General features: G+C 46.2%; 12 protein-coding genes. 6 read left to right on the top strand and 6 right to left on the bottom strand.

Translation table 11 applies throughout. The features are described from left to right. Positions 1–972: 972 nt before the first annotated feature. From AC5YB1_RS14110 to cydX, 3 genes are read left to right on the top strand one after another with little or no spacing between them, the layout of a single operon-like run. Positions 973–2,529 carry a cytochrome ubiquinol oxidase subunit I gene (locus tag AC5YB1_RS14110; RefSeq protein WP_494519693.1) on the top strand — a complete coding sequence of 519 codons (1,557 nt, stop codon included), beginning with the start codon at positions 973–975 and terminating at the stop codon, positions 2,527–2,529. Between the two features lie 15 nt (positions 2,530–2,544). Continuing rightward, positions 2,545–3,684, top strand: coding sequence for a cytochrome d ubiquinol oxidase subunit II (gene cydB / locus AC5YB1_RS14105; protein ID WP_494519692.1), 1,140 nt, complete (start codon positions 2,545–2,547; stop codon positions 3,682–3,684). A 12-nt stretch (positions 3,685–3,696) separates the two neighbouring features. Next, positions 3,697–3,813 carry a cytochrome bd-I oxidase subunit CydX gene (gene cydX, locus AC5YB1_RS14100; protein ID WP_494519691.1) on the top strand — a complete coding sequence of 39 codons (117 nt, stop codon included), beginning with the start codon at positions 3,697–3,699 and terminating at the stop codon, positions 3,811–3,813. 538 nt (positions 3,814–4,351) lie between these two features. Here cydX and AC5YB1_RS14095 read toward each other — a convergent pair. Further along, the gene (locus AC5YB1_RS14095; RefSeq protein ID WP_494519690.1) at positions 4,352–6,352 is read right to left on the bottom strand and encodes a methyl-accepting chemotaxis protein; all 2,001 of its coding nucleotides are present in this window, start codon (positions 6,350–6,352) and stop codon (positions 4,352–4,354) included. A gap of 234 nt (positions 6,353–6,586) precedes the next feature. On the opposite strand from AC5YB1_RS14095, the gene AC5YB1_RS14090 reads away from it, so the two are divergent. Both AC5YB1_RS14090 and AC5YB1_RS14085 read left to right on the top strand, forming a co-directional pair. Next, positions 6,587–6,784 carry a TetR/AcrR family transcriptional regulator C-terminal domain-containing protein gene (locus tag AC5YB1_RS14090; protein ID WP_494521646.1) on the top strand — a complete coding sequence of 66 codons (198 nt, stop codon included), beginning with the start codon at positions 6,587–6,589 and terminating at the stop codon, positions 6,782–6,784. Positions 6,785–7,163: 379 nt separating this feature from the next. Continuing rightward, positions 7,164–8,075, top strand: coding sequence for a DUF6268 family outer membrane beta-barrel protein (locus tag AC5YB1_RS14085; RefSeq protein WP_494519689.1), 912 nt, complete (start codon positions 7,164–7,166; stop codon positions 8,073–8,075). 136 nt (positions 8,076–8,211) lie between these two features. On the opposite strand, the gene AC5YB1_RS14080 is transcribed toward AC5YB1_RS14085, so the two are convergent. The 3 genes from AC5YB1_RS14080 to AC5YB1_RS14070 form a co-directional block, all read right to left on the bottom strand. Next, a complete protein-coding gene (locus tag AC5YB1_RS14080; RefSeq protein WP_494519688.1) occupies positions 8,212–8,772 on the bottom strand; it encodes a chalcone isomerase family protein in 561 nt (186 codons plus the stop codon). 87 nt (positions 8,773–8,859) lie between these two features. Continuing rightward, positions 8,860–9,339 (bottom strand): DUF2947 domain-containing protein, encoded by a 480-nt coding sequence (locus tag AC5YB1_RS14075; RefSeq protein WP_494519687.1) that lies wholly within the window; start codon positions 9,337–9,339, stop codon positions 8,860–8,862. A gap of 249 nt (positions 9,340–9,588) precedes the next feature. Further along, positions 9,589–12,075, bottom strand: coding sequence for a motility associated factor glycosyltransferase family protein (locus AC5YB1_RS14070; protein WP_494519686.1), 2,487 nt, complete (start codon positions 12,073–12,075; stop codon positions 9,589–9,591). Between the two features lie 260 nt (positions 12,076–12,335). Between AC5YB1_RS14070 and AC5YB1_RS14065 the strand changes: the two genes are divergently transcribed. Continuing rightward, a complete protein-coding gene (locus tag AC5YB1_RS14065) occupies positions 12,336–12,512 on the top strand; it encodes an SAF domain-containing protein (protein ID WP_494521645.1) in 177 nt (58 codons plus the stop codon). A 159-nt stretch (positions 12,513–12,671) separates the two neighbouring features. Here AC5YB1_RS14065 and AC5YB1_RS14060 read toward each other — a convergent pair whose 3' ends face one another. Both AC5YB1_RS14060 and AC5YB1_RS14055 read right to left on the bottom strand, forming a co-directional pair. Then, positions 12,672–12,935, bottom strand: coding sequence for a hypothetical protein (locus AC5YB1_RS14060; protein WP_494519685.1), 264 nt, complete (start codon positions 12,933–12,935; stop codon positions 12,672–12,674). Continuing rightward, positions 12,935–14,230, bottom strand: coding sequence for a motility associated factor glycosyltransferase family protein (locus AC5YB1_RS14055; protein ID WP_494519684.1), 1,296 nt, complete (start codon positions 14,228–14,230; stop codon positions 12,935–12,937). The genes AC5YB1_RS14060 and AC5YB1_RS14055 overlap by 1 nt, the downstream gene beginning before the upstream one ends. Positions 14,231–14,713 lie beyond the last annotated feature (483 nt).

Genomic DNA, 14,713 nt, shown 5'->3' with positions numbered 1-14,713 from the left:
TATGGCAAATTAGGCTCTAGATATGAAAACGCCACCACCCCGTTACCGAGATGATGGCGGTTTTGCGCTAACAAAACTCTAACTAAAACTCTTGCTAAACAGCGTATTAACGAGCATTAGCTTGATATAATTCAACAAAAATACGCTTATAGCTGTTTACTAAACGGTCAAATAAGCTTTTCATTTTGATATCTCTACATAGTGGTTGATGGTATGAGTGGAGCCGAACACCACTGGGCGACTTCAGCGGATGGCCTTATAGGCTCCTCTACTGGGCGGTATGGTAACCAGACGTCTTATTTTGGACAAACGATTAAAATTAAGATTTATCATTAGTAAATATAATGATTTAAATTCACTAGTGATTACTTATTGAGCTGTCAATGATTTTATACTTTTGTTTTTACTTGTATTTATTTTGGTTTGTTTGTTTTTTATGGTTAGTGATAATAATGGTTTATTTGTTAAGTTTTGTTAAATGTCCTTTTTGTGGAGATATACATGCTTAGGGGTTATAAGTATTGTCTTTTATTAATTGCCGTAACCACCTAGCATGTTTTGTTTGTTTTAGCAACCACCTTGGCGGGTGAAGTGTGTCGTCTGCCGCAAAACCCATTATTGCTGGCATGATTGATTGATTTGAATCAATTCTCAGTGGTATAAAATACCCACGGTATACTTGCCGAGCCCTGTTGTAAGTTTCTGAAAAAATTACTTTTAATTATTTCGCTGTTGATTTTTAGGGGTTAGAGATCACAAAGCTTACCGTTTCGTGGGGTGTGTCTCGTTTTTATGTGGGGGACGCCTTTTGAAGCACTGTTTTACTCAATTTGACTGAAAAGTAAATATTTGGCGGTTTAGTATATGGCGACATATACGGATCACTTTGAACAATAAAGTTCTTAAAAAATGCATTTTACGGTGGATGGGGATCTCATCGTAATAATGTTCGCACCACCTAAGGAGTCACTGATGATTGTTGAAGAGGTTGTTGAGCTCTCGCGCTTGCAGTTCGCGCTGACAGCTATGTATCACTTCCTGTTTGTTCCTTTGACCTTGGGGTTAGCGTTCTTGCTAGCCATTATGGAATCACTGTATGTGATGACCGATAAGCAGATCTATAAAGATATGACCAAGTTCTGGGGTAAGCTATTTGGTATTAACTTTGCTCTCGGTGTGACCACCGGGTTGGCGATGGAGTTCCAATTTGGAACTAACTGGTCGTATTACTCACATTATGTGGGTGATATTTTTGGCGCACCGCTGGCGATTGAAGGGTTGATGGCGTTCTTCCTCGAATCGACTTTAGTCGGGATGTTCTTCTTTGGTTGGGATCGTTTCAGTAAACGCCAACACTTAGCCGTTACCTGGTTAGTGGCGCTGGGCTCAAACATGTCAGCCTTGTGGATCCTAGTGGCTAATGGTTGGATGCAAAACCCCGTCGGTAGCGTATTTAACTACGAAACCATGCGTATGGAGATGACCAGCTTTGCTGAGGTGGTATTTAACCCCGTTGCGCAGGTGAAGTTTGTGCATACTGTGGCGTCAGGTTATGTAGCGGGCGCGATGTTTGTTTTAGCTATCAGTGCTTACTACATCTTGAAAAAGCGTGACCTGCCTTTTGCTCGTCGTTCATTCGCGATTGCAGCCAGTTTTGGTATGGCCTCTATCTTGTCGGTTATCGTATTAGGCGACGAATCGGGTTATAAGGTCGGCGAAGTACAGCGAGTTAAATTAGCCGCGATTGAAGCAGAATGGCACACTGAGCCAGCTCCTGCGGCATTTACCGCTGTGGGTTTCCCAAATCAAGAAACCATGCACACCGATTATGCCATTAAAATCCCCTATGCGATGGGCATTATTGCAACTCGCTCTCTGGATGAAGAGGTGACTGGTATTCGTGACTTGATTGCCGAACACGAAGTGCGTATTCGTAACGGTATGAAAGCCTACGCGATGCTAACAGAGTTGCGTGCGGGTAACGAAACTCCTGAGCTGCGAGCCGCTTTTGAAGAGGCTAAAGTGGACTTAGGCTATGGCTTACTGCTTAAGCGTTACACGGACAATGTGGTTGATGCTACCGAAGAGCAAATTCAAGCTGCGGCGAAAGATTCTATCCCATCGGTCGCGCCGATGTTTTGGAGCTTCCGCGTGATGGTCGGTCTTGGTGTGATCATGTTGTTTGTGTTCGCTGCCGCTTTCTGGCAAAGCACACGTCACCAAATCGAAGAGAAACCATGGGTACTTAAAGCTGCGCTATACAGCTTACCATTGCCTTGGATCGCGATTGAGTGTGGTTGGTTTGTCGCCGAGTACGGTCGCCAACCTTGGACCATTTCAGAGGTTTTGCCTACTTTCATGTCGGCATCGAGCCTGAACGTAAGTGATCTGTGGTTCAGTATCATTTCAATTACCTTGTTCTATTCAGTGTTGTTGGTTATCGAGCTGTTCTTAATGATTAAGTTTGCTCGTAAAGGCCCTAGCAGCCTGAAAACAGGTCGTTATCACTTTGAACAGCTAGATGCTTAAGCCGGAGATCTGATTATGTTTGATTATGAGATATTAAGATTTATCTGGTGGGCACTGATTGGTGTGCTATTCATCGGATTTGCCGTCACCGACGGTTTCGATATGGGAGTGGGGGCATTGCTGCCTATCATCGGTAAAGATGATACCGAGCGCCGTATCATGATTAACTCGATTGCCCCTCACTGGGATGGTAACCAAGTATGGTTAATCACCGCAGGTGGTGCGCTATTTGCTGCTTGGCCTATGGTGTACGCGGTATCTTTCTCAGGCTTTTATGTGGCGATGATGTTGGTGCTGTTTGCCCTGTTTATGCGCCCAGTGGGTTTCGATTATCGCTCGAAAATTGAAGATCCAAGATGGCGTAAGAGCTGGGACTGGGCATTGTTTGCCGGTGGTTTTGTTCCGCCGCTGATCATTGGTGTGGCATTTGGTAACTTGTTACAAGGTGTGCCGTTTAACTTTGATGAGTTCCTACGTGCAACTTATCATGGTGGCTTGTTTGGGCTGCTGAATCCATTTGGTTTATTAGCTGGTCTGGTGAGCGTGGCGATGATCATGATGCAAGGTGCTGCTTGGTTACAGATGAAGACAGAAGGTGAGCTGCGCGTTCGTGCTGCGAAAGCCACTCAAGTGTTTGCTCTGTTATTGGCTGTGCTGTTTACCCTCGCTGGTGTTTGGTTAGCCAATGGGATTGACGGTTATGTGATCACATCTGCGCTTGATACTCACGGCGTGTCAAACCCAACCTTAAAAACGGTTGCCGTTGAAGCCGGTGCCTGGTTAGCAAACTATGACAAGTACCCTGTGACTATGCTGTTCCCGATTTTGGGCATTGCAATGCCACTACTGGCCTTGCTAGCGAGTCGTTTTAACCGCTCAGGTTTTGCGTTCTTGTTCAGCTCTGTTGCAGTGGCGATGATTATTTTGACCTGTGGCGCAGCTATGTTCCCATTTGTGATGCCATCATCACTTGAGCCCAATGTGAGCTTAACTATGTGGGATGCGACAGCCAGTCATATGACGTTAACCGTGATGACATGGGCAGCCGCTATCTTTGTACCGATAGTCCTCAGCTACACCATTTGGACTTACTTGAAGATGTTTGGCCGCTTAAGCCGCAGCTACATCGAAGATAACAAGACGTCACTTTACTAAGGAGCCGACACTATGTGGTACTTTGCTTGGATTTTAGGCATTTTGCTGGCGTGTTCTTTCGGTATTATCAACGCCTTGTGGTTAGAAAATACTGAAAACATGGACAGAGACGCAGATCAACAAGATTAATCTCGTCGCTAAGATAAGCGTCGCTGCCTAAATATGGCTAGTCGCGTTATCTCTAAACCCCGTACTTTACTTTGGTAGATGCGGGGTTTTTTATTGTTTGTTGAGAGGAAGAAATCATCACAATGCTAAAGACCGCCGTAACAGACCTTTGCTACAGGCTGAGGGATTGCCTTTGCTGTTCCCAATAGATACCTCGCAACTCAGTGCGGCACGCTTACGCTGGTGAGTAGATTACATTCATCACGATGAGCAGTGTTTGACTGTTGCACTCAACTTGACTTGCGAGCAATTTAATGTGGCTAGCAGCATTGGCCAAGTGATTAAGCGGTCCATGTGTTGAGGTGATGAAGCATTAGTTAAAGTGGGCAAGGGGTGGCCGAATGTTGGTGAAGCATTACCGCTAGTGAGCTAGATTTTTAGGTAATTGATTACGGTGGTGGCCACTGATTTAGCTTGCTGAATTAGGTTACTGAGGTAGGGCTTTTGAGTGCAGGAACACCAGGCCATTAAGCTGCAGATGGCCTGGTGTATTTAGGGCTTATTTAAAGATGCTGATCTTCTGTTTTATCTCATGGGCTAAATGGGATAGACCTTGAGCGGCATCAAGGGTTTCATTGGCGCGCAGTTCCCCCTCGCGAGCCAGCTCTGTGATTTGATGCAAGTTACGGGTTATCTCATCGGCCACGGCGCTTTGTTGCTCCGTTGCACTGGCAATACTACTTGAGGTGATGGCTAGCTCACCAATACTGGTAGTGATTTGATTAAGCTGCAACGCGACCTCTTGCCCCTGATTAGCAGACTCTGTGCCCAGCTGCTGGCTTTGCCCCATCTGCTGGGCGGTAAGCTTGACCTGTGATTGCAGTTGAGCAATGGTCTGGCTAATTTCTGAGATTGAAGACTGGGTACGCTGGGCTAAGGTGCGGACTTCATCGGCGACCACGGCAAACCCACGGCCTTGTTCCCCCGCGCGGGCGGCTTCAATGGCGGCATTAAGCGCCAGCAGGTTAGTCTGTTCGGCGATGCTGTTGATCACTTCCGTGACTTGGTTAATCGCTTCACTCTCTTTGCTGACGTTTTCGACACTGATGTGGCTGCTATTAAGCTGCTCGCTTAGGGTGGTGAGCCCTTGCACGACTAAATTTAACTGCTGATGGCCATCGCGTGATGCACTGTCAACTTGCTGACTGCGATTGGCCCCTTCACCTGCGTGGCTAGCGACATCACGAATGGAGGTCGACATCTCTTCAATGGCGGTGGCAATTTGATCGGTCTGCGCCATCAATGCTTGTGACTCTTCACCGTTGAGGCGTGCGGTTTCTTGAGCCGTCTCGGCCTGAGTTTCTAGGGTATTGACCGAGGCTTGTAGTGCATCAATTAAGGTTCTGAGGCTGGTCGCCATTTGATGCGCGCTAATGGTAATTTTATCCACCTCGTTATCACTGTCATTGGATACCGTCGCAAACTGCTGTGACAAGTCACCTTCACCTAATTGAGTGAGTTGATATTGCAGTACGCCTAAAGGCTTGAGGGTTTTAAATAGCACTAAAGAGAGCAGCAGGGTAATAACCACAATGCCGAACAGTGCGACAGCCACATTGATGGCGAGCAGTGTTAGGCTTTCTTCATTTAGCTCGCGCACTTTGGTTTGGCCCAGTAGGGTCCATTGCCAGCCAGGAATGTTGAGTGAGTATGCATACATGGCTTCACCCTGGCTATTGAGATACTCCCGCTCACCTTCATCTTGCTTGGCTTGCTCAAGGCTTATACCGTCTAAAATCGTCTCTGTAAGTGGGGTGCCCGTCGTTTGATGTGGCTGGGCGATAATGATGTTGTCTCTATTACGCAGTAGGGTGAAGTAGCCTGACTCCTCCAGCTTGAGTTGGTTCATCGACTGTTGCAGTTCAGAAATCGAGTCCGAGATATCGAAGCCGATATAAAGGATACCGATGACATCCCCTGCTGGCCCCGTTATCGGGCGATAAACCGTCATGTAATCCTTACCAAACAGCTTAGCGTAACCCTCATATTCTTGGCCCTTGAGCAGCGCAGCGTAGCCTGGGTGCTTGGTGCCCAAATAGGTGCCTAATGCACGTTGACCGTCGGCTTTTTTCAGTGAGGTCGAAATACGGATAAAGTCATCGCCGTCACGCACAAATACCGTTGCAGTGCCACCCGTTAGGCTAGAAAATCGGTCCACTTTACTCTTTGAAGCGTTAATTTGCTCGCGCTCGTGGGCTAATGCTGGCGTAGGGGTGCCTAACACCTTGACGGTTTTGTCGGGTTTATAAAATTGCCCTGGGTACATGGTGCGCAATATATCGGCGTTGCGACGAGCTAATGATAATAAATTATGGTACTGCAGCTCGATAAGGTCGGCGGTGCTGTTCATTTGCGCCTTCATGGCGCTGATCCCTTTTTGTTCGAGCACATTATTAGAAGTGATATAAGAGACACTGCTAATAATACTAAATACGATTATGGTGAGTATAAAGGCGAGCACACCTATCTGTTTTGCGACCGGCCAATGTTTGTAATTCATCCGTCTATCCATGCTTGTTTATTATTGTTTGCTAAATATATAGAAATGTTATCGGCAATGTTTTGACATAGGTCTAATTCAACTAAAATATTATAAAATTAACTAGTTACCATATTGTTAACATGAGAGGTGATTTTTTAATGGTACAGTATTGAGCGTGCACCAATGTGGGGTTGGCCTTGGTGCAGGGGGAGCGTTGTGTAAGGTGTGATGATTTAAACCGCTCACTTTTTTATTGAATTGCAACAAGTTGGCCGTTATCAGTTTGGTGATGTTCGTGGCGCTGCAGTGCGTTTATGCCTTATGTTATTTGGTGAGATGCGCCTAAAGTTAGAGTTAGGGTTGGCGGTAGAGGATATCGCGCCCCATCGCACGCGGTATATTAAAGAGACGGTTGAGATGTTTTTGCGAGCTTATCGTAGTGAAACCTGAGTGTTGATAAACCATAAAACAGACATATCGCGGGAAAATAGATGACTTAAGTTGAACTATAATCTTGGCGCAGCTGATCGGTTTACTGTGCAGGAGCGTAATGCTAACGGTTTGCTTGCAGGCCAATTTATTACACCGTAGAGAGTCCCAGAAGTTGCTTAATGACGCTGAGTTGTGGGTGTCACCATTTGTGTTATAGATGCTTTAAAAAAGTAATAATCTCAATAATATGGCGTGATAATAAGCAGTAGTGCGCTCAATAACCGCAATAGCCACTGTGTAGCTCTCTAAGCTATTGCATTTCGTTTTTGTTGCGGTGAACATTGCCGTGATCGATAACGATCATCCATTATTTTTATATTGCTGCGATGGAGTTAGCATGATTTTTGATAACAACAGCCGTTTTTCTCGCCTATCGACCTCCTTACTATTTGGGGCGGTTGCCACCCTAGGGACTAGCGCGTCTGCTGTGGCCAAACCTTACTCGCCGTTGACTTTGAGTGTGTCTCGTATTGCGACCTCAGATGCCGACGTGAATAACTCGGGCTATGAGGTACAGCGAGATACCTGGTTATTTGGTGTTAAGAGCGATATACCACTGAATAAGCAGTGGTCACTCAGTATCAATGCTAATTATGACAAGTTAGATTTTGATTGGTCAGGCAGAGGCGCTGGATTAATGGGGGGGCAACTATCTCCTTGGTCATCTGTCGACCGTTACAGTGCTGGGGTGGGGCTGAGCTTTCGGCCTAATCAGCGTTGGATGTTCCTGTTTGCACCTAAGATCCAATACGCTTACACAGAGGATGCCTCGCGCTCAAATGCACAAAGTTATGGTGTGGTCGCCTCAGGTATGTACCGATTCAATAATGGCAATATGTTAGGGCTTGGCGTCGCCTATTTAAACGATATTTCAGAGGTCAGAACCGTGCCTTATCTGGCGGTTAACTGGCAAATTAGTGACAGGCTCAAGTTGGGCAATCCATTTTCGGCTGGTTTTAGTGGCCCAGCAGGTTTGGAGCTGAGTTATAAGCTGTCTGATGCTATCGATGTGGGTGTTGGCGCATCGAAGCGTACTCAACGATTTTTAGTTAAAGATGATAACGTGGCCGTCGAAATCGACGAGTGGGCAAGCTTTATGCGTGCAGGTTGGGCGGTGAATGAGTCATTATCGCTCAATGGTTACTTAGGTTATTACTTTAATGGTGAAATGGAGCTAAGTGAACCTAATAATACCGATAGCCTAGATGATCAACTGGCCATGGCATTTGCAGCGCAATATAAGTTTTAATAGGCGCTTACAGTGACAGCAAGTTAGTCGTAAAAATTGCGTCCATAATCAATGAGCCCAGCCAATAGCGTTGGGCTTGTTGATTATGGGGCAGCGTAATGCGTTTATGTCAGTCCTGCCATCTATTGTCGCTACCTTATTGTCCTAGCATTGCCGCCTTTAAGCTGCTTTGTGCTGGTGAGTCTCCAAGCCAAATATTGAGCAGAGCTTGTCTAAAGTCTTCGCCTTGAATATTTGCCTGTAATTGGTTGTTTTTATAGGCACTAACGCCAACGCCCTGAGTGGTCTCAAAGGTAAACTGATCGCCATCCACAATAGGCTCATTAAATAAGGCTATAAAGGTATCGATATGTTGCTTAATGGGTGCTACATGGCCTTGGGTGGCATCGTCAAACCCGGTGATAATGGCATCGCTCATTTTGTCTGAGGTGATCATCCCTGAGGTAATATTAAGCCGGATCACCGCCTTGGGGGCGTTGATAATGGCCTCAACGTCACTGCTTGGCTGCTGAAGGTAAAGACTGCCTACATACAAGTCCATAAAGAATTTACTGCGCACGCCAGCACCATTGAGTTGCAAGGTGTTGTCAGCTAATTGAATCGTTTCAGCCACTTCAACATCGGCGATCGTTTTGGCATTTGCCAGACTGGTCATCAGTAAAGGCAGCAATAAGGCTAAGGTGGTAATGGGTTTCATCGTTGGTCTCATTTTTTTTAGTTATTGGTTTGAGTCATGGTTGCCGTGATGGCGATGATGGCGATGATGGCGATGATGGGGCGAGGGCTAACCTCGCTGACCCACTTGGTATTGGCCACTTTGATGAAATATCGCCGCTTGTTTTTTCTTCGGAGAGATCAGTAGTGGGCCGTCATCAAAAAACAGGAAACACTTCCAGTTGCGTACAAAAACATCCCACCGAGTTTCAATAACTTGATATTTTTCATAGCAAAAGTAGATTGGCGTGTCATGTTCCCAGTCAAAATGATGGTGTAATATTTCCGGCAGTTCGGCCGCTTCGCTGTCCCATGCGCTTTGCCAATGGTCGGTTTCAAGCCAAGCATCGGCTTTTGCTGCCCAGTCACCCTTGGTAAATTGCTCGGCGCGACTGCTCTTGTTACTTATCCATTTATTCCACACCTCCATTGATGATTTTTGATCAAGGGGCTTAATGAATGCCTTGTCATCATCACTGACAGGAAGATCTTTGTGATTGAAGATCCATTTACGTTGGTATTGATCGAGTGGAATATAAGTATGTGCCACAGAGCCTCGCTATCGAAATTGGGTGAGATATGCAAAGGCGTATTATACGGTTTGAATGCGAGCAAGGGAAAGGGCGCCAGCGGATAAATCTTTGCGCTGACGCCCTAGGGCCTGATGCTCTTTGCTGGTCATTTCTACTGCGTTCTCAGCTTTTTATGAAGAATAACTACACCACAAAGCTTCTGTCTTGTATAAATACCCAACAATTCGCTGCAAAAATAACCTTGAAAGATCAACAGGCCCTATCACTTAATCACCGAGTTGCTGGATATAGCTTATCGCGGCTTGGTTTTCTTCATCTAGGCTTAAGACGTTTTCAAAACAGGCGCGTGCGCCATCAATTTGGCCGACATTAGCGAGAAAAATCCCTAGTTTTAACATGACCGGAATATCTTGCGGATATTTATCAAGGTAATCCAGATAAGTGGCTAACGCGTCTTGGGCATTATCGTTTAAGTATAAGGCCTGAGCATATTGCGGCAGATATTCGTCGCTATAGGTAATAATTTTGGCATATTGTGCCAGCGCCAGCGGCAGGCGGTTAAGCTTTAAAGCCAGTAGGATTATCTGCTTTAACTCCGCCTCTTGTCGCTGTTCGATGGGGGTTGCCAGCACGGCATCGAGCGCCAGCTCTAGCTGGTTTTCGAGCCGATATTGATAACTTTTGGCTAAGTTATGCAGACGGGCAATATCAAGATCACTGTCGACATAAGGGGCGGTGTACTGCACCATTTTTGTGATGCCCAGCAGGTGTTTGTAATGCAGCAGAGCATGCAGTTTTTTAAAGGCATTGTTGAGTTGTGGCACAGCAGGCTCACCGCTGGGATCGATAAACGCCTTGACCACAAATTGGTGATGGTATTGCTGTCGGGTTTTTGCCAGTTTACTTTGCTGAGCAGGAGGTAATTTCGCATATAGCTGCGGATGTTGCTGTTGCCAAATAAGGGCGCGTCCCCACTGTGCATCGATATCCCAGCGCTCACATAAGGCGTGAATATCCACCACTTCATCTTGATGCTCTGCAAGGCGTGAACTTACCCGCACGATGGCCTCATCAACTAATCGACTTAATGTGCTCGTGATGTCGCTAAAAGCTTGATAGTAAAGACGGGTATTATCAGTCACATCTTGCTGTGACCAGTCATCGACTTTTTTGGTGGATAAAAAGTGGCTAAATTCATAATAACCATAAAATTTAACCAGCTTTGCTAGGCCAGAGTAGTTAGCGTTGATGTTGCTTTCGATGTTATCTAGCTTGCTAGCTAATGCGCCTATACGCTCAGGATACTGATGTGCCGCTTCTATTTGGTCGACCAATTGCAGAGCGTCTTGATTGTAGTCATTTAACTGCGTCAGTTGTTCGCTAGTGGCTGTTAAGGCGTCGAGCGTGCTGCGAAGTAACTGACATCTCTTGTCGATACTCAATAGATGCTGGGCTGGGGCCAGTAGCGCGCGTTGTTTAGCGCTGATCTCAGCTAAGGTGATGTTATGGGCATTGACCTGTTCAACCCCGTTAACCTTGGCGGCATCAGGTGACAGATTGATATAGCGCGCCCCAGGGTAGGCCTCGATTGCTGCTGCCAGTGATTGTATGGCGTACATTAGCTGTATCGGAGTTTCCGCCATTTCACCACAATTGGTTTCAACCCACTCGTACATAATCCCCATGTCCGGTCCAAGGCTTGCGCCATAGGTGCCTGCGGTGTGGGTGATACCCGATTGCGAATGGCAAAAATCGACGCCGCACAACAAAATTCGGCTAAAACCCATCTCCCGTGCAATTTCGATAGCGCTATTGGTGACTGTGGGGCCGACGGACTCGATATTGTTGTTATCGTGGTCACTGTTCCAAGGTAAACGAGAGCCGGTATAGAGCGCGGCGCCGCGCCATTGACCGATAATTTGCGGGGTCACATGGTAGGAGTAGACGAGCAACGTATCGTGCTCCAGTGACATCAACTCTTTATTGACATCAAAACTTATCGATTGTGGGTCGACCGAGACAATGATGTCAGGTTTTATCTCCAGTTTGGCTAATTTGCCCACAATGCGTGAGGCGGCAATGATCACCAGTCGGTCGGCGTTGGCTTTTATCCAGTCAATATTGTTATCGAGGGAGGGCCCACCGCCTAATACGATGCAGGTTTTATCATTAAATTGGCCACGCAGTACTGAGGCGGGTTGCAGGTTTTCGGCTACATTGGTTAGCTGAGTCTGGATAAACAGCTTATGATTAAAGGCCGTGCCTAAGCTAAAGGATTCATGCTCAATCATTTTCTCGATTTCAGCATTGAGCTCACTGTAGGGCTCTAAATAATTACCATCGACGGCAATTGAGCGATGAATGGCGTACTTACCTTTGACTAAAAACACATTATTGCGGATATCGGCAATGGTCTCTTTAAGCTCATCAAATGAGATCACGCTTATCTCATCAGCGAGGTGCTCAGGGATGTCGATAGACAACATGGAGAGCACTTCTGGCAGCTCAACAAAAATAAACTTAGCCCCATCGGCAAGTGGATGCTCCATGACATAATTGGCCAGCAGCCCAGAATCGAGGCCGATGATGATATGTAAGGTATCGGGTTTAGATAAGGCCTGTTTGAAGCGCTCGTTATACAATGAAGTGGAGTCAATTTTTTCAAATGTATTGCGATTGATGCTGGGCAGGTAATATTCGCCAAAGCGGCTGACAGCAAAGCTTCTGGAGATTTCTGGTGGATTATCTAACATGATGTCCTCATTCGTCGGTTCGAATTGTGCTTGACCAGTGATGAGCATAGCCTACCTGCTAATGCTGCGGATTCAAATGGGTTTCCTATCTTTACTGGCGAAATTTGCTGGCGATAATGATTCGCTCCTTTACTATTTGGCATTGCTGGTGGCCTGCTTTGCTTTATTGTTAACTATCGTATTGGCGTGCACAGTTATCGCTAGCAACTCGCTTATGAGTTGTTATCGATGTGTTTGATGTGCAAAGTTGATCACAAAAGCTGCCAGTTAAGTCGGTAAGGACTGGAGAGTGTATTACACCCGAGAATGTTAAGAGTATTCGTCCCGGATTTGGCTTACACCCCAAGTATCTTGAACAATTATTAGGTAAAAGGTTTCGCGGTTCACACGCTAAAGGCACGCCGCTGTCGTGGGAGCATATTGCAGACGCTGAGTAATAGCTTACTCAAGTGACTCAATGCAAACCGCTTAAACGCCAATAATACTATTGGGTAATATGGCTTTTAAAACTTGTTACGCCCCCTCAATTTGAGGGGCGTAACAAGTTTTAAAAAGCCGTTTAAGCTTGTGTACGCCTGATTCATCGCCATCATGTGTTACTGCGCGGATTGCAGCAGTAAGGGCAAGTCATATTCGAGGCTGTCAGCCAAAGCAAGCCAGTCGTGGCGTTCCTGTGCCGCCAGCATCTCACGAAATAACTCGACGACCGTCGTGGCATTTTGTAACTCAGGCAACAGGGGTTTAAGCAGGTCGATGCACTGAGCAAAGTCATGTGAGCCATCGGCTTCATGGCCTAAGCGAAACTTATGCGCAGCCGAAGTCAGTATTTGGATAAGGGCGTCAGTTGCAGTACTTTTCATCACTTACACTCCTGATATTGAGCGCCATCAATGGCGGCACCATCTAAACTCGCATTATAAAAAGTCACCTCAGATTTAGTGAGAATATAGTGTTCAAGGGCAAGCAAATAGCCGCGGAAATTCAGGTCGGTTGCTACTTTTTCGCCATGTCCATTCATCACCCAATGTTGCTTGGCATTGGCGATAGAAGGGCCTAATTTACCGTCTTGCCAGAAAGCGTGGGTCTTATTATGCGGATAACTAAAATCGCAACCAAATAAGGTTATCGATTGGCTGTTTAAATGTACGGCCAAATCGATGGCCGGATGGATGACGCTACCATTGGCAAATAGGCGCAGTTTAGGGCATTGCTGGTGGAACTCATCATAGATTTTACTGTGCGAGTAGGCGGCAAAACGTTGCCCTGGCCACCACTGTAACACTGCTTGCTGTGACTTGGGGAAGTAGACCAGTTTCACGCTATCAGGCACGTTATCGGGTAAAAATTCACGCGTGACATTTTGATCTATGCTCACGACGATATCGGGAACAATCTGTTCATTGAGTAAGGCTTTTAATGCGGTGTCGACGCTAATCATCAATGGCCGCGTCGCTTCTGGTAATGCTCGTTGCGCCCTAAGGTAAGCGTAATGCTGCTCGAGCGTGGGGCCAGTGGCGATGACTAAGGTCTGAGTTGGCTGATATTGCAAGCGTAACGTTGCAGCATCGCTATCTTGTTGCATGGTAGCAAGATTATCCCGCATGCGCAGCTGAAGCTCTGCGTCATCATTGCCATGGCTTCTGTTGGCAAAATCAAGGTTATTGTTAAATACCAATAAGTCACGCAATCTGGCATTGTCATCGCTGCTCAATAAGAGTTCGGGCGTGACGGTAATGTAGTGGGGCGATAGTCGGTGTTGTTGAAGCTGGTGCATAAGCTTTAGGCGCGGATCGCTCAACCATTCGCGCTGATCGGTATAAGTCAGTAATAAGGCAAACAGGCTGACATTGAGCAGGCCAATACGAATGCTTTTTATATTGGGGTGCTGCACTAGGACGGCGGGGACATCTCCCATGCCGACACCATAAACCGTGAGGTCATTGCAGTTTGCTGGCAGTTGTTTAATCAACAGCTGCGCTTCGGCGATACGGTTATGCCGACTGCTCAATTGAATACCATTGACACTGATGGTTTGTTCATTGCCATTAACGAGACAAGCATCGAAGTGTTCAATGTTTGCCGCATGTAAGGCTGAAGCGAGCAGAGGCCAACGCTTATTAATGATCTCGAGGTTAGCAGTAAACAGCTCAGTCATTGACGCTATCCTTTATAGGGTTGAGGTAAATAGGAATAATGGAGATAAGTTGATGTTTATTGCGCAGCGTTCACGACAAAGCTGACTTTGGCTACCAGCATTATTTATCATGCGACTATTACGCTACTTTCACGCCGTAATACGCAGTTATTTTCATGGGGCTAAAGTACCTTAAAAACGCCTCAAAATCCATGATAAAGCGGATAGCAAGCCAGTCAAAAATCATATCAGCGCGCTTGGCACCCTAACCACAAGTGTGAGGATTTAAACTTAGACACTGGGCTTAAAAATGATCATGGACGCAAGAATTGGTATTGCACTAATTAAATAAGATTATATCGATTAAATCGAAGGCTAAGCCGTGAGTGTTAACCTATTCACCTAGCTACGCAGGGGCACTAAACCATTGTTAACCTAGAGGGATGTATTAGGATGTTGGCGGTTAGTGATGGTTATTTTACCTATGCATAAGATAACCATTTT

The organism is Shewanella sp. 433, from assembly GCF_059338565.1.
This window is presented reverse-complemented; position numbering and strand designations above follow the sequence as displayed.

What these genes read in the sequence shown, in the direction of transcription:
- AC5YB1_RS14055 (WP_494519684.1), bottom strand. Translation starts at nt 14,230, where the DNA reads ATGACTGAGCTGTTTACTGCTAACCTCGAGATCATTAATAAGCGTTGG.
- AC5YB1_RS14070 (WP_494519686.1), bottom strand. Translation starts at nt 12,075, where the DNA reads ATGTTAGATAATCCACCAGAAATCTCCAGAAGCTTTGCTGTCAGCCGC.
- AC5YB1_RS14080 (WP_494519688.1), bottom strand. Translation starts at nt 8,772, where the DNA reads ATGAAACCCATTACCACCTTAGCCTTATTGCTGCCTTTACTGATGACC.
- cydX (WP_494519691.1), top strand. Translation starts at nt 3,697, where the DNA reads ATGTGGTACTTTGCTTGGATTTTAGGCATTTTGCTGGCGTGTTCTTTC.
- cydB (WP_494519692.1), top strand. Translation starts at nt 2,545, where the DNA reads ATGTTTGATTATGAGATATTAAGATTTATCTGGTGGGCACTGATTGGT.
- AC5YB1_RS14060 (WP_494519685.1), bottom strand. Translation starts at nt 12,935, where the DNA reads ATGAAAAGTACTGCAACTGACGCCCTTATCCAAATACTGACTTCGGCT.
- AC5YB1_RS14085 (WP_494519689.1), top strand. Translation starts at nt 7,164, where the DNA reads ATGATTTTTGATAACAACAGCCGTTTTTCTCGCCTATCGACCTCCTTA.
- AC5YB1_RS14095 (WP_494519690.1), bottom strand. Translation starts at nt 6,352, where the DNA reads ATGAATTACAAACATTGGCCGGTCGCAAAACAGATAGGTGTGCTCGCC.
- AC5YB1_RS14110 (WP_494519693.1), top strand. Translation starts at nt 973, where the DNA reads ATGATTGTTGAAGAGGTTGTTGAGCTCTCGCGCTTGCAGTTCGCGCTG.